Consider the following 19,936-nt stretch of genomic DNA (forward strand, 5'->3'; position numbering starts at 1 on the left):
AACAAGCAAAAGTCTATGTATTTTCGTACTTTCGTACAGCATGAATGTCCAATCCATTTTATCCGATATCAAGAAAAAAAAACTCGCCCCAGTTTACCTACTGCATGGTGAAGAACCTTACTTTATCGACCTGATTTCTGATGCCATAGAACATACCGTCCTCGACGATGCCCAAAAGGGTTTCGACCAGTCGGTCGTGTACGGTAAGGATGCGGACTTCTCCAGCATTATCAGCATGGCCAAACGCTATCCCATGATGAGTGACCATCAGGTCATTGTGGTCAAGGAAGCGCAGAACCTGAAATGGAAGGATGATGAACTCCTGCAAAAATACCTAGAACAGCCAACTCCTTCAACCGTATTGGTTTTTGCCCATAAATACAGCAAGTTTGATAAGCGGAAAAAATCCTTTAAATTATTGGAGAAGGCAGGAGTGGTGCTGGAATCCAATAAGCTCTATGAAGATAAGGTGGCAGCCTGGATCAATGAGCAGCTGAATGCTTCAGGGAGAAGGGTGCATCCGCAGGCAGCTGCGCTGATGGCCGAATACTTGGGGACCGATCTATCTAAGATTGCCAATGAAATCGAAAAACTGCAACTGAATATTCCTGCAGACAAAGAAATCAGCACTGTGGATGTGGAGCAGAACATCGGTATCAGCAAGGACTTCAATGTATTTGAATTGAATACCGCTCTTTCCAAGCGGAATGCGCTGAAAGCTTTCCAGATCGTGGATTATTTTGCTGCCAACCCAAAGAGTAACCCGATGCCGGTGGTGATTGGTTTTCTGGGCACCTATTTCACCAAGATCCTGAAATACCATTACCTACCCGATAAATCTTCGGCCGTGGCTGCCAAGCAGCTCGGGGTACATCCGTTTTTCGTCAAGGAATACGAATATGCCGCTAGGAACTTCAATAGAAGGAAAACCTTTGAAATCATCCATCTGATCAAGGAATTCGACCTGAAATCAAAAGGAATGAATGTGGGACACCTGACTGAATCCGGTGATCTGTTGACCGAACTGATCTATAAAATATTAAACTAAAAACATGCAAAAGCTATTTTCTCTTCTTATCCTGATGCTGATCAGTAGCTTGGGTTTTGCCCAAAGCTCCTATTATACCTTAATTCAAGGTGGTGGAAATCTTGGCCTCCGTAATCCCGGTTATGAAGGCACCTTCAATGGATATTCCCTGCATTTTATTTTTGGAAAGAACTTTGATGATAAAGCCTATTTAGGGCTAGGGATTGGTAATGAAACCCTGAAAGGAGATTACAGCAAATCTGGGGAAGTAGCAAATACCGATGGGAGGAAATCCAAATATGACCGTAATCTTTTTCCAATATTCATTGATGCAAGATTGCCAGTGAAGGATTTTGGACAAGCATCCAGAATCGGTTTCTTGGCTAATGCTGGTTATTCTGCGAGTATCGGTCCGGTCTATGATAAAGGCTTTATGGGCAAAGCAGGTGTCTTTTACCTTTTTGACTCCCTGAGCAAAACCAAATTCACGATTTCAGCCACTTATGCCTACCAACAACTGCATGGTAGTTTTTATACCAGCAATTTCGATCATCAACATCTGAACCTTTCCGTGGGGATTATGCTGAAGTAAGGTGTTTTCATGCTGAGGTCCATTCGAAGGAATTTGAGAAAAATACACTCCATTAATATCAATCAATATGGATAAAATTGGGTACTTTCTTGTACCGTCAATTTTCCTTTTTTTGTCATGTTGAGGGTTTAAAATTTGAACTAAATTTATCGGAAGGTGATGACAGCATGTTGGCAATGAAAATCTATTAGCTCTTTTATTTTTAAATATAGACCCCCTTTTGGGGTTCCATTATTTTAGCTGGCATAGCACGTTAGCCTGAAAGTCGCGCAAAAACGATGTTCGATTAATCGAACATCGTTTTTGCATTAGCCCTATATTGTTTACCATCCATGCTAAAATAATTCATCCCCTCCGGGGATGTATGGCGGATAAAAAATATTCTTCTGGAAAATTAATATGGGTCTAAATATCTAGGAACACAGTTCATTGGTAGGAACGAAATATCTCGGGACAGTACCTTATTTATAAACTAAACTGAAGAAAATAATGTATTGGCGTACATTTCCTGTACCGAAGCTACAAGAAAACAGAGTCTTTGGGGCTGGGCGTATTCGATACTCCCCAACAGTATGATGGACTTTCCAGCGAAATGTTGATCCAAATCTTGGTCTATCCTCTTATCCCTTCCATCCTGGTTCAATACCAACAACCATACAAACAGCCCCTTCTACGTATTCAAAATTCCTTAACATGGAAAACTCGATTCTTCCTTAGAAATTGTATAGATTTAAAGCATCGCACTTCACAATAAGTTTTCCGATTCCATTTTTGTTGAAATCAAAAATTAAAAATTTTTAAGATCCATTGGACATCAATCGGACCTTATTCGAGGCATATATTGAAAATTCCGAATATGCCTCGAATGAGAGTAAAAGGAATCCCGAAGGTTCTTGCCAAAAACTTTCATTATTTTTTTAACTTTCTTCCCCTCATCTAGTCTAGTACGTCCTATGTGTCGGATGGCATATGCCTAAAATCTTGGGAAGATATCAAACAAAAAAGGCTCGTTCATTGCTGAACGAGCCTTTTAAAAATATGGAGTTAAACTAAATTAGTGCGCACTTAGGCTTTTCTTTTTCTCCTCATCGAAACTAGCTTCCAATTCTGCTAATTTCTTTTTACCGTAAGCCATTCGTGTAATCACTACGAAAAGCACCGGTACGATAAAGATGGCAAGGAAAGTTGCTGCTGTCATACCCCCGAATACGGTCCAGCCGATAGTCTGTCTTGATACAGCACCTGCACCTGTAGACAACATCAATGGGATAATACCTAAGATAAATGCCAATGAGGTCATGATGATCGGACGCAGACGAAGTTTAACAGCGTCTAGCGTTGCTTCAACCAGGTTCATTCCGATATCCACCCGTTCCTTGGCAAATTCCACGATCAAGATCGCGTTCTTGGCCGCCAAACCGATAATGGTTACCAAACCAATCTGTGCATAGATGTTATTGTCCAAGTTAGGTAATAAGGTCAATGCTAAGATCGCTCCGAATATACCTAGAGGTACAGATAACAGGATGGAGAATGGTACCGACCAACTTTCATATAATGAAGCCAATAACAAGAACACGAACAAGATACAGAGTGCAAAGATCTGGATGGTTTTGCTACCCGACTGTTTCTCTTGCAGGGATAGTCCTGAGAATTCAAACGAATATCCATCGGAAAGGGTCTGAGCAGCTACTTCCTCCAATGCGCGGATGGCATCACCGGATGAGTAACCTGGACCAGCCTCTCCAGAAATCTGGATCGAACGGAAAATGTTAAAGTGGTTGACGATCGAAGGGTTTGTTGTCAGTTCATATCGCACTAAGTTTGAGATAGGCACTGGTTGACCCTGAACGTTTTTCACATATAATTTATTGATGTCTTCGATATGCATACGGTAGCTGGTATCTGCCTGTGTTACTACACGGAAGTTACGGCCGTATTTGGTAAAGTCATTCACATAGCTACTACCTAAGTAAGAAGATATAGTGCTATAGATATTGGAAACGGGAACACCCATACGTTTAGCCATTTCACGGTCTACCTGTAATTTGTAGTTCGGTGAATTACTGTTGAAAAGGGTATAGGCCATTCCAATTTCAGGGCGTTGGTTTGCAGCAGCCAAGAATCGGCCTACCATTGCTTCGAAATCTTTGATATCGACAGTCTGTCTATCCTGGATCTCCATGGTGAAACCACCCGCGGTACCCAAACCAGGGATTGGCGGCGGAGTTGCAGCAATTACAGTAGCCTTCGAATAGCCTCGATATTTACCCATGATGGCACCTGTGATATCAGATACGGTTTTCTGTCTTTCATCCCATGGTTTTAAGGATACGAAAAGGGATGCACCGTTTGGTTTTGCAGAACGGTTCAATAAGTTCATACCGTTGATGGAAGTCACATAGTTGATTTCTGGGAATTCCTTACGAAGATCGTTCGTCAATTCCGTCAAGACTTCTTCGGTTCGTGCACTGGATGCCCCTTCTGGTAAGCTGACTCCCATAAAGAAGATACCACCATCCTCATTAGGGATAAATCCGGCTTTCTTAGCGGTAAACATCCATCCGGTTCCTACGAAGATACAGACCAAGATAATCAATACCAGTGGAGCTGACTTAATCGCTTTTTTAACACCTTTGGAATAGCGGTAGGTCACCTTGTCGAACCAAACGTTGAATTTATAGAAGAATTTGTTCAAACCCTTGGAGTCCTTTGTTGTTGCCGAAGGTTTCAACATGATCGAACATAAGGCAGGCGTCAGGGAAAGTGCAATAAATGCCGAAAGCATTACGGATACAGCAATGGTAATCGCAAACTGTTGGTACAGTTTACCAACCATCCCTGGGATAAATCCTACCGGAACGAACACCGCTGCCAAGATCAGGGCAATGGCAATAACGGGCGCTGTAATATCCTTCATGGCACGCATGGTCGCTTCTTTCGCATCCATCTTATAATGGTCGATATAATGCTGGACGGCCTCCACCACAACGATGGCATCATCCACTACGATACCGATGGCGAGTACGAATGCCAACATCGTTAAGTTGTTGATCGAGAAGCCAAATAAGGTAAAGAAGATAAATGTACCCACAATGGATACTGGAATCGCCAATAATGGGATCAAGGTTGCTCTCCAACTTTGTAGGAAGAAGAATACCACTAAGGTTACCAAGATCATGGCTTCGATTAGGGTATGGATTACGGAACTGATGGAAGCGTTTACCACCGATACAGTTTCATAACCTACAACATAATCAACACCTGTAGGGAATGACTTCTTCAATTCCTCCAAGGTCTTATAGATACCATCGGCAGTTTCCACCGCATTACCACCAGGGGTTTGGGAAATCATCATACCCGATGCTGTATTTCCATTTACCTTGTTGGTAATACCGTAGTTAAATTGTCCTAGTTCTACTCTAGCTATATCTTTCAAAAGCACGATGGAACCATCTGCATTTGTTTTTACTACGATGTTTTCAAATTGGTCCACTTCCTCCAAATCGGAGTCCATTACGATTGGGTATTCAAATACCTGCATGTTTTCCTGAGGACGGGCACCTACCGAACCACCCGGCATACGGGAGTTCTGTTCTTGGATAGCTGTATTGACATCTGCTGGAGACATCCCGATGTTAGCAAGTTTATTGGCATCTAACCATACACGCATGGCGAATGGTTGACCGAAAGCTTGCACATCACCCACACCAGGGACACGCAATAAGGCGTCTTTCAGGTAAAGGTTGATGTAGTTGGATAGGAAGTTGATATCGCGGCTACCATCTGGGGATACCAAGGAAACCATCATCAAGATATCGGTATTAACCTTACGCGTGGTTACCCCTAAACGGCGTACAGCCTCTGGCAATACGGGTTCTGCGATACTCACACGGTTCTGTACGTCCAAGGTTGCAATATCGATATCGGTACCTACTTCAAAAGTTACCGTGATACGTGAACCACCATCGGAGGTTGAGTTGGAACTCATATAGATCATTCCGGGAGTACCGTTGATCTGACTCTCGATAGGTGTCGTTACTGTTTTTTCTACTGTTTGTGCATCCGCACCTGTATAGGTTGCTGAAACCGATACAGTAGGGGGCGCAATATTGGGATATTGACTGATAGGTAAGGTTGTGATCGCGATAACCCCAATGATCGAAATCAAAATGGATACCACCATCGCCGTTACCGGCCTTTTTATAAATACTTCTGAGATCATTCGTTAATTATATTTTGTGGAACAGCACTTATTTTTTCGGTTGAGCTTGAGGTTGTTGAGGAGCCATTGTGGCTTTGTCCACAACCTTTGCGCCTGGTTTCAATGAGGTTACCCCATCAACGACGATTTTCTCTCCAGGGTTGATACCTTTTGTAATCACGACACGGTCGCCTAATTTTTGTCCTAATGTTACTTGTTTCAAGTCCACAGTACTACTGTCGGTTACCGTATAAACAGAGAATGAACCTAACTGCTCAAAGATGGCACGGTAAGGAATTACCACAGCTTCTTCTTTTGAAGTACTTACCACATTCAAGTTCAAGTTCATACCTGCACGTAAAGTATTGTTGGGATTGTCGAAAGTAGCTCTAACCTTTAAAGTACCTGTTTGAGGATCCACTGCACGGTCAATTGTTGAGATTCTACCATGAGAACCATAAGTACTTGCATCTGGCAAAGTCAAGTTGATCTGGGTACTTGATTTACCTGATTGAAGGTTGCTGAACTCCATGATCTCTTTTTCATTGATCTGGAATTCTACAGCAATTGGGTTTGTTGAACTGATGGTGTTCAATAAGGTTGTTCCGGCTGATACTAAAGCGCCATTACGCACTTGGGAGATACCAATGGTTCCCGAGAAAGGTGCGACGATGCTAGAACGTTGCAAGTTAACTCTAGCAGTAGTTAAAGCAGCTTCGGCAGCTTGTACCTGTGCTTTTTGATTATTGACATCAGTGAATGCATAATCCAATGTTTGTTTAGCGATCGCATCTTTATCTGCTAGGGTCTGATAGCGTTGCAAGTCTTTTTCCACACGAGCTAGGTTAGCTCTAGCGATTTCAAGATTTGCTTTGGCTTGGTCGACTGCAGCTGCATAACGAACGCGGTCGATATCATATAGTTTCTGTCCTTTGCTGACATGGGCACCATCAGCAACGCTGATATTGGTGATATAGCCAGAGACTTCTGCTCTAATTTCAGTTTCTTGTAATGGAACAACGTTCGCTGGATAGCTATGCTGTCCTGAAACGATTTCATGTTGTACAACAGCCATGGTAACAGGCATGGCCTGCGCTTGCATCTGCCCAGGACCTTGTTGTTTTGATCCCTCTTTGTTGCCACAAGCTGTAAAGAACAGTCCAGAGCCTAAAAGTATTGTTGAAAATAAACGAGTTGTATTCATGTTTTCGTAGTTTCTTATGTGAATTGTATTGTGGATGTTGTTGTATTAATTAGCAAAATTGATTGTTCCCAATGCTTTTTGAATATCTAGTTTGCTTGACAGTACGGCATACAGCGAGTTCAAGTAATTCAATTGGCTTGTTTTCAAGTCTGTTTCCGCAGTCATCAGCTCTAGATAGGTCTTTACCCCTGCATCATATTGTAATTTGATCGTAGCGTATACTTCTTCTGAAAGCTCTACGTTTTCTTTTGCATTTCTCCATTCATTGATATTGGCACGGTAGTTAGCCATGGCAGCGGAATATTGAGCACCGATCTGGTTTTCTAGGTTTTCAATGTCCATATCAATTCTTGATTCCAACAACTCTGATTTTCGGATTTCTTGCACGCGTTTTCCTCCTTGGAAAATAGGGAAGGATAGGCTCAGGCCAAAGCTGGACTGTGGAAAGTTATCGCCATACAGGTCCGCGAATGAATTGTTCCTATAGTTAAGACCGTAGTTTGCAAAGGCTCCTAACTTAGGAAGGAATTGCCATTTTTGATACTGTGTGTTCAGTTTTTGGATGTCCTTCATGGTCTGCAATTGTCTCAATTCAACGCGGTTGTTATAATTCAGGACATCTGTGGTATCCATCAGAACATTGGATTCCATGTTTTGGTTCTCAAAAGAGAGCGTCAAACCGTTTGTTGGGTTCAAGCCCAACAAGGTCTTTAGATAATCATATTTATATTTTCTAAACTCCAATGCAGATTTTAATTCAGCTTTAGCGTTGTTCAAAGAAATCTGGGCTCTTTTATAGTCTGTTTTATCGACCAATCCAGTTTCATAACGTGCATTGGCCTCCGTGTACTGGCGGTTCAGGCGTGCGATGTTTTCCTGGATGATGTTGATCTGTTCTTCGCTTGTTAAGATATCGTAATAAGCTTTGCTGACATCGACTACGGTATTGATTTTAGTGTCTTCAACGCTAAGGTCATTTTGTTGTCTGATGAATTTGGCAGCCTTAGAAGCTTGGAACAAGCCTGGGTTAATTATTGCTTGATCTGCTTGAAAGGTCAATGCGGAGGTATTGCTCTGTCCCATTGCAATGTTCTGGCCGTTGATATTGGCGGTTGGCAATTGCGTAAAGTGGGTGAGGCTACCGTTGGCATTGATTTGCGGGAACCAACCCGAAAGGGCTGATGCGATTTCGCGTTCGCCGATTTCCTGGTCGATCTGTGCTTGTCTGATTTCGATTTTGTTTTCCAAAGCATATTGGATCAATTCGTCCAAGGTGGCATTACTGTTCAGGTTATTTGTCGTTTGGGCAAATACTGATCCTACAGAGATCGCAGTAAAGGAAAGATAAACTAATAAGTCCTTAATTCTAAAATTCATATATATTATTTTTTAACCCCGTTCCAAATGATGTCTACCATGGTTTCAATTTCTTGATCAGTAGGTTTTGATTTTTCGTATAAGCAGCCCCTAACCAGGGAGATAGCTACGCCCAAGTAGGCAGATATTAATAGTCGAACATTTAAATCTTTCAAATGTTTTAAGCGGACCCCTTCATCTAAAAAATGAAGCAAAACGTTTCTTTCGGACTTTTGTTGGAAGATGTTTTTACGGATACCTTCATAGAAAGGGGATCCATAGAATTGTTCCAAAAACCCGAAATGGTCTAGGTTGTCCAGATAGTACAACACGAGGTTTCTCCAGATTTGCTTGAATTTTTTTTCGTACGCCAAGGTAGGGTCTATGGCTGAAAAAACCTGATTGTTCAATTTTTCTTTACAATACCAGTATAATTCTAAGATTAAATCCTCTTTGGAAGGGAAATAATGATAGATCGAGCCTACTGCTACGTCTGCATCTTTAGCAATCTTGCTCATTGGAGATCCGTGAAACCCATGAGTATTAATTAGTTTTAGTGTGCTAAAGAAGATCTGCTCTTTCTTTTCTGTCAATTGAATGTTCATTCGGTTGCAAATGTAGGCTTTTTTTTGAGGCAATTGTGTCACGTATTCGTTATAAATGCGATTAAATCGGATGCTATGTTAAGAAATTGTTAAATATTCAATTTCCCCTTGACGTGTGTATTTTTTACACTTACCTTTGTAGTATCATAATTTAGGTTTATAATTGGTTATTAAAGGTTTTCATTCTCCCCGTTTGAAAACCTTTTTCTTTTTCCAGGGGTTTGTGTAAAGTGTTGAGGATGAATAGGTAGGGTTGGGTTTGAACCAGGATGGAAGGGATAAGAGGATAGACCAAGATCTGGGTTTGAACCAGGATGGAAAGGATGAGAGGATAGACCAAGATCTGGGATTAGAACTAGGATTAATTGGAATTTATTGGATAAGAGGATAGACCAACAGCATCTTTACAATATGGCGCTGGAATGTGCCCCCGACAGTAATGCCGACTTTCCAACAATTAGCTTGTTTTTTTTCTTAATGACTTATTTGCTTTCCTTCAGAAAGGTCTAGTGTCTTATGTCTATTGTCTAATGTCTCTCATTCACAATTGCGCAAAAACTCTTCGATTTCTTCTTTTTTGAAATGGGTTTTGCTATCGCCGAAATAGGTGGTGACATAGGTAAGGACATAGGCGATATCGACAGCGGAGAGTTCGGGTACTCCTGGCATCTGTTGATTGAATAGGGTGTTGTTGACTTTGATTTCGCCGGACATGCCGTTTTTGACGATGCATGCCAATTTGCTTCTGTTCTCGTTCAGGAACTGGGCGTCGGTAAGGGGAGGGTATAGTTTGCCCAGTCCTTCTCCATTGGCGCCATGGCAATTTTGGCAATGCTTGACATAAATTTTCTGTCCGTTGGTAGCATATTGCATCGTTTCCACACTTAGATCTGTATTGCAGGAAAACAGAAAATAAAGCATGGAAACGAGTGCAACAGAACCTATGAAGTATCGAGCTATCATTATTTGTATTCTGCTAATATGACATCAAGATCTTCCAATAGTTGTTTTACTTGTTCATCGTTAGTGCCATCATAAGCGCCACGGATTCTTTTCTCAGGATCAATGATCACTAGATACCCTTGATGGTCATAGCCTCCTGGAGCATTGGGATCTTCTTTGGTGAAGACCATGTATTTTTCGGATATGCCGTAAATATCAGCTTTGCTTCCGGTCACAAATTGCCATTGATCATTATCGACTCCCAGTTTGGTAGCATAATCCTTCAGAACAGATGGTTGGTCATATTTGAAGTCGATGCTGTGGGAAAGGAAAGCGATCTTGTCATTGCCTTTGTATTTTTCGTATGCCTTCAGCAAGTTACGTTGCATGGTAGGGCAAATACTTGGACAGTGGGTAAAGAAGAAATTGGCCACATAGATCTTGTCCTTGAAAAAATCTTGGGTCAAGTTTGTGCTATCCTGGTTTAGGAAAGAGAAATTAGGGATGGTATGATAAATGGTGTCAACGACCTTTTTGCCATCGACTTCTTTTTCAACTGGACTACGTTCACCATAGATAGGCAGTTTTCTTTCCGTGGGTCCACAGGAGAATAATACAACACTGGCCATACATGCGGCAAACGCTCCGCCTAAGTACTTTTTCATTTTGTTTTTATTAATTGAATGCTGCTAATGAAGTTTTGATTTGTTCTGAAACGCGATCGAATTGATTTTTCATTGCGCTGATTTTGTCAACCTCTTTTTGTTGATAGGCTTCATCTTCGTTCATTGCATCATAATCCTTCATCCAGGTCATCATATGGTCTGTTGCATTCTCGATGCTATCTTTCAGGTTTGTCAGGTCAACACGAGTTTTTGCGGTATCCAAGTCGGCCTTAGTTGCCTTGATCGTTGCTAGGTTGCTGATGATAGAGTCGATCTTAATGGTCGTTTTATCAAACTGTGATATTTGAGGCATGATTTCATCATGGATAGCAATTGCCTGTTCAGAAAGTTTTTGATCCTTGTTTTCAACCTGTTTGTTTTGACAAGAAGCAAATGCAATGGAAAATGCTGCACTTAATAAGATTAATTTTTTCATGATTAATTAAATTATAGTTCTATACTCGATTTCTCAATTTGAGTAGGAGCAGGATTTAAAGATTCGAAGTTAAAGTCCAGGTCACGGATATAGATTTCATTATGAGCGACGGCACATAAGGTTCCGTGTTTGTCAAAGACTTGGGTCTGAAAGGTTCTGACCACTTTTCCTTCCTTTTTAATGGTTTGCAGGGTTTCATCCAAGATTTGCTGATTAAGGCGGATGTTTACCTCCAAGTCAAACCTTCCGGGTTTGATATAGTCGATATGGGCTGTTTTTAACCAAGCCACAGTTCGCATTATTCCCTGATGTTTGAAATATTGGTCCAAAAGGATGGGGTAGAAAGGATCGATTGCGGAAAAGATAGTCCCTCCAAATATGGTTCTATTGGAATTGATGTTGAGAATGCTTCTGTTGATCTTGACATCTGCCCCTAAGAAATTGTCCAGAATCCTGCGCACCCAGATGCGTTGGAAAAAGAAAGGTGGGTACAATCTAAGTCCCCACTTTAAAGTATTTGGAGATACTTTCATGGCGATAAAAATACAGTTAATTTCTAACAAAAAACATCGTTCTATTGTAATAAAAGAAAGTCTGCCTTATATTCAATAAATATTCCTGGATTATGGACGCTCAAAAACCTAACAAGAACGTATGGATATTGATTTTTGTGGCCGCATTGGGCTACTTTGTTGATATCTACGACCTCATTATTTTCTCTATCGTCCGTATAAAGTCTTTCAGTGATATCGGGGTTCCAGCAGATCAGATGCGCAGCAAGGGTGAATTTGTTCTCAATATGCAGATGGGAGGTTTACTGATCGGGGGTGTGATATGGGGCGTGTTGGGTGATAAATATGGAAGGCTGAAGGTCCTGTTCGGTTCCATCCTGCTTTATTCCATAGCCAATATTGCCAACGGTTTTGTCCATGATGTCACGACCTATGGAATAATTAGGTTTGTTGCTGGTATTGGATTAGCGGGTGAATTAGGGGCCGGAATCACCTTGGTTTCTGAAAGCATGCACCGAAAGAAGCGCGGCTATGGTACCATGATCGTGGCTGGAGTAGGGGTCTTAGGGGCGATTTTGGCCTACTTTATCTCCGAATGGTTCAGTTGGAGGACCGCTTATTTTGTTGGTGGCGGCATGGGGATCCTATTGTTATTTATGCGGGTCGGGGTTTTGGAATCAGGCATGTTTTCCTCCTTGGAGAATAAGTCGGTACAGAAGGGCAAGATATCGATGCTGTTTAACAATGGGGATCGATTTAGAAGGTACCTGTACTGTTTGTGCATCGGATTGCCGATTTGGTTTGTCGTGGGAGTCCTGGTCACACAGGCACCTGAAATTGGGCAGGCCTTGAATGCGCAGACGACCCTGAGTGCGGGGAAAGGAGTGATGTTTACTTATCTGGGGATTTCTTTAGGTGATTTTCTTGCCGGCTGGTTAGCCCAGATCTTTAGATCAAGGCGTAAGGTGGTTTTTATCTATCAAATATTGATCCTCCTATTTTCTTGTATCTATTTGACCCGGCAAGGGATTTCAGAACAGGAGTTTATGTGGTTGGCATTCTTGATGGGGCTGGGTGTGGGTTATTGGGCAACCTTTATCACTATTGCAGCAGAGCAGTTCGGAACCAATATACGTTCGACGGTTACCACTACAGCGCCTAACTTTGTGCGAGGAGCATTGATTCCTTCGACATTGATGTATGGGGTATTGGTAAATTGGGTGGGTATTATCGCTGCGGCCATGATCATGATCGTCTTGCTGTCATTGATCGCTATTTTTGCCCTTACGCGCTTAAAGGAGAGCTTTGATAAAGATCTTGACTATGTGGAAGAATAGGGAGGAAGAATAGCTTTTTTTATTCAGATCTACCTGGGCATTTTTTGCATCTTTTGCCCTTTTTATATTTCTTACAACATTTTTTAAAAACCTGTTCTCCATTGGAGTTAAAAGGAGAGTGACCCTTCTGGTCTTCAAAAGGGTTGTTTTCTAAAATATGCAGCTTGATCATGGTCTCGTACATGATGCAAAGATAGCTAATTTAGATTAATTAAAAATAATTATCCAATTCTTTTTCTGAGTTCGATTGCAATATCGTTGGTGAAGGTTTGAATGACAAGTGGGTCATCCACATTGTTATGGATGATCAAGTCACATTCTTCACGGTGAGGGAGAAGATATTGGTTGTATGAAGGGACCACATGGTTGATCCATTTATACATAACATCGTCATGGTCGTAGCCACGTTCTACAAGGTCACGTCTCAATCGTCTTTCGAGTGCGATGGGTTCATCGGCATCCAAAAAGATCCTATAGTCCAGCAGTTCATTAATTTCCTCATAATGGAAAATAAACAGGCCTTCAACAACTAGGATAGGGGCAGGTTTGATTTCCAACATCTTGGGTTCTAGATCAGGATTGTTGAAGGTGTATTCTTTTTGGAATACCGTATTTCCTTCAAAGAGTTCCTTGATGTGCTGGTAGAACGACTCGCGGTTGATAGAAGTCGGCAAGTCAAAATTATAGAGCCTATTTTCTTCTTTTGTTTTGGTATTGGCAGGGATATAGTAATCATCTTGAGAGATCAAGGTGACTTCTTCTTGCGAAAAATGATTTAAAAAGCTTTTTAAAAAGAAAGTTTTTCCTGAACCGCTGCTTCCAGCGATTCCAATTACATAGGGTTTGTCCATTTTTTAACTTGCACTAATTTACTGGTGCGCCGTAGGCAATTTCAATAAGGAATCGTTTATCAAGTGCTCCAATATAAGATGCTGCGGATTTGGAAAGAATAACAATAGCATCTCTGCTTTCTGCAGTATCGGAGAATTTTCCTACAACTTTCGCAAAGGTAACACTTTTTGTCAATGGGTTTGTAATTTTTAGAATTGTACCTACTGGAGCTGTACGGTGCAAAGCCAGGTTACTGCGGCCACCGGACTCCAGGTTTTCCATCCAGATGCCTATACCTTTTTCTTTTTTCTCGCGGATGCCGTAGCGATTGGTTTCGAATTCGATCTCTTCCTTGGAAATGTTTTCAGGGATAGGGAGGTTGATGGCCGCTGGTGCGGTTTCTTTCTGGATTACGACCACATTGCCATCTGGAATCTTTAAGGTCTGACCTTCGCGAACGGTGTCCGAATCCAGGCTATTTAGCTTTTTTATGTTGTCTACTGTGGTTGAAAAACGCTTGGCGATGGAATATAGGGTTTCATTGGATCCAACCTTATATTCGGTTAAGATCTTAGCCTGAATGGTTTCTCCATTGGGATCTCCCAAAGGCTTTGAATCCCTATTGATGGGTTCGTTCTGAACAACCGCCGGTTTATTGTCCTGTTTTTTTTCTTCCTCCTTAAAAGGGATATAGACGGCATCACCCACGCGTAAATTCTTTTTATTGTTGGCATTCATGATATCCTTCACGGGAATGCCGTAAATCCTGCTCAGTTGGTAATAAGTATCCTTTGCAGTGACACTATGTTCTATAAAAGTTTTTCCGTTTACTACAGTTTTCTTTTGACTAGGATTGCTGGATTGGGCCTGTGCCAGAGAGATTCCAGCGAATAAAAAAGCAGCAGAAAATATAATAATAGTCTTTTTGTAAGACTTTTTGAATAATCGTTCTTTCATCATTGAATGCAATTATACTAAATATGAAACAATTTCTCTCTTGTTAAAGGACATAAAGAAGACTTGACTTCCTAATTGGAAATAGGGTTGGGGAATCATTTTCTCCATGTCATGAAGTATGACTTGTTGATCTAGTATCTGGTTTAAATTACTTGTTGCCAAACAAAGGTCGAAATGGTCATTTTTCTGCTTGTGGTAACACCAAAGGAAATGGTGTCCGCACTTGCTCAACCAAAGGGGACCGATGTTATGTTCATTTTTTAGAAATCGTGGGGTCTGTTGATACGTGACTGGGTACTGTACTTTGTTGCATGCCATATCAAACTGAATGTCGTTTGCGGAGCTGTATTCTCCATTCTTGATATTGATGGCAATGCTTTCTCCAGAGGAGATGCTACGGTGCCTGGCATGGATGTAATCTTTGAAAACATCGAGTAAGACAAACTCATAACTGCTGAAGATAATTTCATTGTTATGGATCTGGATGATCTGTATCCCTTCTTGCACCGGTGTCTGTTCACCGATCCGCTTAAGGATCAAATAGCCATTTTGGATGGAATCCAGTGTCCATTCCTTTCCATCCGCTTGGCATGGTGACATGAGGCAATTTCCTTCGAAATCGAACACAAAGAAAGAAGCCAGAGTAGTCTCCACATCCCTAGTTTCTATAGCTACATAGGGCTTTACGGAGTCAATCTCTATTTTCCAGATATTCGTAGGGAATGCTTTCTCGAAAATTTTATTTATCGTATATTTAGTCATCCGATGACAAGCAAATTCGGTAAAAAACACTATTATGAACAAATTTACAAAATACATTTTAGGTATTCTCGTCATTTGCTTTGTGAGTTTCTTTCAATCTAATGCACAGACGGTTTATTCTGTGCCAATCAAGGAAGATATTGGTCCCAATGCATGGCGTACCGTGAAAAATGCGATAAAGCAAGCCAAATTGAACAAATCAGCGTATTTATTGATCGATCTTAATACGTTTGGTGGTGCTTTGAATTTTGCCGATTCTATTCGTTCTAGCCTATTAAACGAAAATCTGTTCAAAACTATTGTATATGTTAACAATAATGCTGCTTCTGCAGGAGCATTGATCTCATTAGCAGCGGATTATATTTACATGCACTCGGGTGCAAGCCTAGGCGCCGCATCGGTGGTGAATCAACAGGGCGAAGTCCTTCCGGAAAAATACCAATCCTATATGCGTGGCCTGATGCGGGCAACCGCTGAAGCCAAAGGGAGGGATCCGAAGGTTGCCGAGGCATTTGTAGACCCCGCTATTTCGGTTCCTGAGCTTAAAGAAGATGGTACATTATTGACCCTGACAGCCTCTGAAGCTGTCAAGATTGGACTGGCCAAGAAAGAAGTGAAAAGCCAGGTGGATATCTTTTCGGATCTCAATATAGAGAAGCCAGAGGTCACTGAACATAAGCTTACCTGGGTCGACTCTTTGATTGCCCTTTTGATCAATCCCTTGGTTAGTGGTTTGCTGATCATGGGAATTATTGGAGGGATCTATTTTGAGTTACAGGCTCCAGGAATTGGATTTGCCTTAGTGGTTGCCCTGGTCTGTGCTGCTTTGTTCTTTGCTCCGTTGTACCTTCAGGGCCTAGCGGATAACTGGGAGATTGCCATCTTTGTCTTAGGTGTCATACTCCTCGTGCTGGAAATATTTGTAATTCCAGGCTTTGGGGTCGCTGGTATTGCGGGAATTATATTAGTTTTATGCGGATTGGCTTTCTCAATGGTAGCTAATGATTATTTTGATTTTAAACTTACCCAACCAGGATTATTGATGAATTCCTTTATAATAGTAATAGGCGCCATGATCTTGACCATTGTCTTGATGGTTATTTTTGGCAAAAATGTATTGCAATCTCCAACTTTCAAACGACTGGTCTTGCAAGATGAACAAAAAGCGGATGAAGGTTATACCTCTTCAGTTGCTAAACCTAATCTGATCAATAAGGTTGGGGTGACCAAAACGGTCCTGCGCCCAAGTGGAAAAATAGAAATCGACAATGTATGGTACGATGCGGTTTCCTTAGATAGCTTTATAGATGTTGGGGAAGAGATCTATGTTGAAAAACACGAGAACTACAACCTCTTTGTAAGGAAGTTGTCAGAGCGTAAAGCGTAGGAGAGTATTGAGATATGAGATAGAAAGGCTCTAAGAGAGATATGATTATTGAGTATTGAGATTTGAGATATGTCCTGTTGAAGGTAAATGGTCTAAATACTAAATACTTTCTACTAAATACTTTAAAAAATAAAAGCCCGGAATTATATTCCGGGCTTTTATTTTTTAAAACTTAGCGCCTAAAGTCAGGACTACGTTTGTTCGTGTATTTTTCACTTCTGCTGTTGGAATTGGACTGTTCCAAGAGGAGAATGTATAAGGGCTGTGGTTGTAGTTGAATTGCTTGTATTGCATTGCCGCTAAATCCACATATAAGGATTTGGTAAGGACATAGCCTAAACCTAAGCTTGCAATATAGTCGCTTTGGGTGTCACCTTTGTAAGGGGATCCAATCAGGTTGAAACCAGCGCGGGCAGCTAATTGATCTGTAATCAAGATTTCACCACCTACCTTGAAATTAAAGGTACCTTTGAAGGTATCATTGATATTGTTGTTTACTTCACTTTCAAATGTATAGTCAGGGTCGGTTACAATTTCGCGGTATTTAATGGACGAATAGTTTAGGTATTCCACTTCGGCAGAAAGCAGGCCCCTTCCAAAGAACTTGGTAAGACCAACTGCAGTCTTCCAAGGAGAAACTACGGCATAATCATAGGATTGACCATAGTTCTTGGAACCGTAGCCAGGGTGTAAGGAAGTGGTTGTATTTTCGTCCTTATAATAATCCACTATAGTTTCAATATTGCTATCTTCTTGGATTTCCGTCCAGGTAGGAGTGGAAATGTTGATGCCGATATTCCAATCCCAAGTAGGTTTGAAAATAGCCCCTAATCCGAAATTAACGCCTGAACCTTTTAAGGTCAGGTCATTGAAATCCGTTAAGTCATAGCTGATGTCGGTATATTTATTGGCAGGATCATTCGGGTTCGCAAAATCTGTATCTGGATTATCTGCCTTGATCTCTGCAGCAGTCTTGGTCCATCCTTTTTCTAACAAAGTAGCTTTGGAATCATATTTATAGGATATGAATCCAAACCTTGCACCGATATATATTTTATTGCCATAGTTGGCACCAAAGGAAACGTTGGTATTATATTTATAACCTGTTGTCACTAAATCCATCTGTTGGTTTTTAGGGTCAGCTTCCAAAACAGTAGGGAAGTACCTTCCATTAGCGCCAGGACCTTGTTCCACTAGGTATGAATTCCAGAAATCCTTAGCGAATACATCATCATCCTCCATAATATCCGTGTAGGAATGAACCAAAGAGTTTTGGTTGTTAGTCCCTGCATATTTCAGGTGATCGCTGAAATTATTCTGTTTGTCTATGCTTAGACCGACATTAAAATTTTGCCAGCCATAATCAGGATCATTATGCGTAGGGTAGTGGATGACAATACCTAAATTTTCCAGTCCGAACTTACCTTGACCTTGAGTTGTAGATTGGCCGAAAAAGTTTGATTTATTATTGTTGTTCAAATAGTTTACGGAAAGGGAGACATCGGACTGTCCGAAGAAACCAAGACCGGCAGGGTTTCCAGATACAGAACTGATATCGCCACCTAAGGCCGTATTAACCCCTCCCATAGCCTTAAAACGAGCAGTTCCATTTGTAATGTCTCTAGAGATCAACAAGGAATTGTCTACTAATGATTGGGCTTGTACGTTTGAATAGTTGTATGCGAGGGCAAGACAGGTAAGGGAGAGTAAGATTTTTTTCATTGTGTAATTTTGATCTTTTGTTTTTTTCTTAGGTCACTCAGGAACGGCGGCCAAAGATTGATAGAGGTTATATTAAAAACATGTATCCGAAAAAAAGTATAGCCAATATAAATTTATATTGGCTATACCATATATCTGTAGTAATTAGCGTCTGCTTCCGCTTCTTCCTGAAGAAGAAGAGCCACCGCCACCACCAGAGCTTCTGCTGCTACCACCAGAGCTTCCTCTGCTGAATCCGCCAGAGCTACCTGAGCTACCGCGGTCAAAGCTTCCGCTTGAACGAGGAGTTGATGATCTGGTGCTTGGAGCTGAAGATCTAGAAGGTGTTCTGTTGATCGTACCTTGAGACCTACTAGAACCTGATCTTGAAGAAGGAGTTCTATTGATCGTACCTTGGGATCTACTTGAACCTGATCTTGAAGAAGGAGTTCTATTGATCGTACCTTGAGATCTGCTAGAACCTGACCTTGAAGAAGGAGTTCTATTGATCGTACCTTCTGATCTGCTAGAGCCTGATCTTGAAGATGGAGTTCTACCTACAGTACCGCTTGATCTTGTGCCACTACGTCCTGAAGATACACCTGATCTGCTATTCACAAATCTTCCGCTTGCATCTCTAGTTACTCGGCCACTGTTTGATCGAGGGGCATATCCACTTGAATAACTTCTACCAGATGCTACGCGTCTGTTTCCGTAGTAGTTTCCGCCATAGTATGCATTACCGTAGTAACCACCGCCGTAGTAAGGGTGTCCCCAGTAATTATAGTAGGAGTTAGGGCCCCAATAGTTACCCCATCCGTAGCCATAATAAGGTCTTCCCCATCCGTAGCCGTAGTAAGGACTTCCCCAACCCCAGCCCATGCCAAGATATGGAGATCCCCAACCAAAGCCTAAGGACCAGCCAAATCCAGAGTTCCAGCCAAGGCCGAAACCAGAATAGCCATACCATGGGTCAAACCAAGGGTCGTAGTACATCATTCCTGGAGAATTGTAATAGAATCGGTTGATGCGGTTTGCATATTCTAATTCCTCAACACCGCCTTCTACATAATCCTCATCGGAGTATTCATCTGCATAATAATCTGATTGAGCAATGGATTCTTCGTCCGTGCCATCAGTATAGTAGTAATCTGGGCTTTGATAAACCGTACCATTGTCCCTGTTATTATAGACATCGTCACGGTATACTGTCCGGCTTGTTGTCGAACAGGAGCTAATCAGAGCTGCGAAAGCTAAGGCTAACCCTCCCAAAAATATCTTGTTGTTTTTCATGATTCTAAAACAGTTAAAATTCGATATTACAGTCATTAATTATTATCTTAGACCCGATTTTATCGTCAGGGTTTAATCTACCAATCAAAATTACAAATTATTTTTTTGCTTTGGTTATTTATGTG

General features: G+C 41.4%; 17 protein-coding genes. 4 read left to right on the forward strand and 13 right to left on the reverse strand.

Annotation, left to right across the window (positions count from 1 at the left end; translation table 11 throughout):
- Window positions 1–40: 40 nt before the first annotated feature.
- Complete coding sequence (gene holA / locus NLF99_RS17765) at window positions 41–1,048, forward strand: DNA polymerase III subunit delta (protein WP_254529867.1); 1,008 nt, start codon at window positions 41–43, stop codon at window positions 1,046–1,048.
- A gap of 4 nt (window positions 1,049–1,052) precedes the next feature.
- The gene (locus NLF99_RS17770) at window positions 1,053–1,619 is read left to right on the forward strand and encodes a hypothetical protein (protein ID WP_254529869.1); all 567 of its coding nucleotides are present in this window, start codon (window positions 1,053–1,055) and stop codon (window positions 1,617–1,619) included.
- A gap of 1,054 nt (window positions 1,620–2,673) precedes the next feature.
- On the opposite strand, the gene NLF99_RS17775 is transcribed toward NLF99_RS17770, so the two are convergent.
- The 8 genes from NLF99_RS17775 to NLF99_RS17810 form a co-directional block, all read right to left on the reverse strand.
- Window positions 2,674–5,844 carry an efflux RND transporter permease subunit gene (locus tag NLF99_RS17775; RefSeq protein WP_254529871.1) on the reverse strand — a complete coding sequence of 1,057 codons (3,171 nt, stop codon included), beginning with the start codon at window positions 5,842–5,844 and terminating at the stop codon, window positions 2,674–2,676.
- 28 nt (window positions 5,845–5,872) lie between these two features.
- Window positions 5,873–7,027 carry an efflux RND transporter periplasmic adaptor subunit gene (locus tag NLF99_RS17780; RefSeq protein ID WP_185210418.1) on the reverse strand — a complete coding sequence of 385 codons (1,155 nt, stop codon included), beginning with the start codon at window positions 7,025–7,027 and terminating at the stop codon, window positions 5,873–5,875.
- Between the two features lie 45 nt (window positions 7,028–7,072).
- A complete protein-coding gene (locus NLF99_RS17785; protein ID WP_254529873.1) occupies window positions 7,073–8,404 on the reverse strand; it encodes a TolC family protein in 1,332 nt (443 codons plus the stop codon).
- Window positions 8,405–8,409: 5 nt separating this feature from the next.
- Window positions 8,410–8,988, reverse strand: a complete 579-nt coding sequence (locus NLF99_RS17790) for a TetR/AcrR family transcriptional regulator (RefSeq protein WP_185210416.1) — start codon at window positions 8,986–8,988, stop codon at window positions 8,410–8,412.
- A 537-nt stretch (window positions 8,989–9,525) separates the two neighbouring features.
- On the reverse strand, window positions 9,526–9,951 hold the full coding sequence (locus NLF99_RS17795; protein WP_254529875.1) for a cytochrome c: 426 nt from the start codon (window positions 9,949–9,951) through the stop codon (window positions 9,526–9,528).
- A complete protein-coding gene (locus NLF99_RS17800) occupies window positions 9,951–10,595 on the reverse strand; it encodes an SCO family protein (RefSeq protein ID WP_254529877.1) in 645 nt (214 codons plus the stop codon). Before NLF99_RS17800 ends, NLF99_RS17795 begins: the two co-directional genes overlap by 1 nt.
- Before the next feature lie 10 nt (window positions 10,596–10,605).
- The gene (locus tag NLF99_RS17805; protein ID WP_185218178.1) at window positions 10,606–11,031 is read right to left on the reverse strand and encodes a transposase; all 426 of its coding nucleotides are present in this window, start codon (window positions 11,029–11,031) and stop codon (window positions 10,606–10,608) included.
- An 11-nt stretch (window positions 11,032–11,042) separates the two neighbouring features.
- Window positions 11,043–11,564 (reverse strand): DUF4442 domain-containing protein, encoded by a 522-nt coding sequence (locus tag NLF99_RS17810; RefSeq protein WP_254529879.1) that lies wholly within the window; start codon window positions 11,562–11,564, stop codon window positions 11,043–11,045.
- Between the two features lie 92 nt (window positions 11,565–11,656).
- On the opposite strand from NLF99_RS17810, the gene NLF99_RS17815 reads away from it, so the two are divergent.
- Entirely contained in the window at window positions 11,657–12,880 is a 1,224-nt protein-coding gene (locus NLF99_RS17815; RefSeq protein WP_254529881.1) for an MFS transporter, read from the forward strand.
- A gap of 221 nt (window positions 12,881–13,101) precedes the next feature.
- Here the strand turns inward: NLF99_RS17815 and NLF99_RS17820 are convergent, their stop codons facing one another.
- The 3 genes from NLF99_RS17820 to NLF99_RS17830 are packed head-to-tail and all read right to left on the reverse strand — an operon-like array spanning window position 13,102 to window position 15,430.
- Entirely contained in the window at window positions 13,102–13,731 is a 630-nt protein-coding gene (locus tag NLF99_RS17820) for a uridine kinase (RefSeq protein WP_185210410.1), read from the reverse strand.
- 13 nt (window positions 13,732–13,744) lie between these two features.
- A complete protein-coding gene (locus NLF99_RS17825) occupies window positions 13,745–14,671 on the reverse strand; it encodes a LysM peptidoglycan-binding domain-containing protein (RefSeq protein WP_237219544.1) in 927 nt (308 codons plus the stop codon).
- A 9-nt stretch (window positions 14,672–14,680) separates the two neighbouring features.
- Window positions 14,681–15,430 carry a hypothetical protein gene (locus NLF99_RS17830; RefSeq protein ID WP_185210409.1) on the reverse strand — a complete coding sequence of 250 codons (750 nt, stop codon included), beginning with the start codon at window positions 15,428–15,430 and terminating at the stop codon, window positions 14,681–14,683.
- 34 nt (window positions 15,431–15,464) lie between these two features.
- On the opposite strand from NLF99_RS17830, the gene NLF99_RS17835 reads away from it, so the two are divergent.
- Window positions 15,465–16,817, forward strand: a complete 1,353-nt coding sequence (locus NLF99_RS17835) for a nodulation protein NfeD (RefSeq protein ID WP_254529883.1) — start codon at window positions 15,465–15,467, stop codon at window positions 16,815–16,817.
- Between the two features lie 165 nt (window positions 16,818–16,982).
- On the opposite strand, the gene NLF99_RS17840 is transcribed toward NLF99_RS17835, so the two are convergent.
- Complete coding sequence (locus NLF99_RS17840; protein ID WP_254529885.1) at window positions 16,983–18,539, reverse strand: hypothetical protein; 1,557 nt, start codon at window positions 18,537–18,539, stop codon at window positions 16,983–16,985.
- A gap of 144 nt (window positions 18,540–18,683) precedes the next feature.
- Window positions 18,684–19,811, reverse strand: a complete 1,128-nt coding sequence (locus tag NLF99_RS17845) for a hypothetical protein (RefSeq protein ID WP_254529887.1) — start codon at window positions 19,809–19,811, stop codon at window positions 18,684–18,686.
- Window positions 19,812–19,936: the final 125 nt, after the last annotated feature.

This window comes from Sphingobacterium sp. LZ11T8, assembly GCF_024261425.1.
In the GTDB taxonomy this organism is placed as follows: Bacteria; Bacteroidota; Bacteroidia; order Sphingobacteriales; family Sphingobacteriaceae; genus Sphingobacterium.

Bases quoted from the DNA above. Each gene is read 5' to 3' on its own strand.
- NLF99_RS17845 (WP_254529887.1), bottom strand. From the start codon at position 19,811: ATGAAAAACAACAAGATATTTTTGGGAGGGTTAGCCTTAGCTTTCGCA.
- holA (WP_254529867.1), top strand. From the start codon at position 41: ATGAATGTCCAATCCATTTTATCCGATATCAAGAAAAAAAAACTCGCC.
- NLF99_RS17800 (WP_254529877.1), bottom strand. From the start codon at position 10,595: ATGAAAAAGTACTTAGGCGGAGCGTTTGCCGCATGTATGGCCAGTGTT.
- NLF99_RS17775 (WP_254529871.1), bottom strand. From the start codon at position 5,844: ATGATCTCAGAAGTATTTATAAAAAGGCCGGTAACGGCGATGGTGGTA.
- NLF99_RS17805 (WP_185218178.1), bottom strand. From the start codon at position 11,031: ATGAAAAAATTAATCTTATTAAGTGCAGCATTTTCCATTGCATTTGCT.
- NLF99_RS17820 (WP_185210410.1), bottom strand. From the start codon at position 13,731: ATGGACAAACCCTATGTAATTGGAATCGCTGGAAGCAGCGGTTCAGGA.
- NLF99_RS17830 (WP_185210409.1), bottom strand. From the start codon at position 15,430: ATGACTAAATATACGATAAATAAAATTTTCGAGAAAGCATTCCCTACG.
- NLF99_RS17790 (WP_185210416.1), bottom strand. From the start codon at position 8,988: ATGAACATTCAATTGACAGAAAAGAAAGAGCAGATCTTCTTTAGCACA.
- NLF99_RS17770 (WP_254529869.1), top strand. From the start codon at position 1,053: ATGCAAAAGCTATTTTCTCTTCTTATCCTGATGCTGATCAGTAGCTTG.
- NLF99_RS17780 (WP_185210418.1), bottom strand. From the start codon at position 7,027: ATGAATACAACTCGTTTATTTTCAACAATACTTTTAGGCTCTGGACTG.
- NLF99_RS17815 (WP_254529881.1), top strand. From the start codon at position 11,657: ATGGACGCTCAAAAACCTAACAAGAACGTATGGATATTGATTTTTGTG.
- NLF99_RS17795 (WP_254529875.1), bottom strand. From the start codon at position 9,951: ATGATAGCTCGATACTTCATAGGTTCTGTTGCACTCGTTTCCATGCTT.
- NLF99_RS17825 (WP_237219544.1), bottom strand. From the start codon at position 14,671: ATGATGAAAGAACGATTATTCAAAAAGTCTTACAAAAAGACTATTATT.
- NLF99_RS17835 (WP_254529883.1), top strand. From the start codon at position 15,465: ATGAACAAATTTACAAAATACATTTTAGGTATTCTCGTCATTTGCTTT.
- NLF99_RS17840 (WP_254529885.1), bottom strand. From the start codon at position 18,539: ATGAAAAAAATCTTACTCTCCCTTACCTGTCTTGCCCTCGCATACAAC.
- NLF99_RS17785 (WP_254529873.1), bottom strand. From the start codon at position 8,404: ATGAATTTTAGAATTAAGGACTTATTAGTTTATCTTTCCTTTACTGCG.
- NLF99_RS17810 (WP_254529879.1), bottom strand. From the start codon at position 11,564: ATGAAAGTATCTCCAAATACTTTAAAGTGGGGACTTAGATTGTACCCA.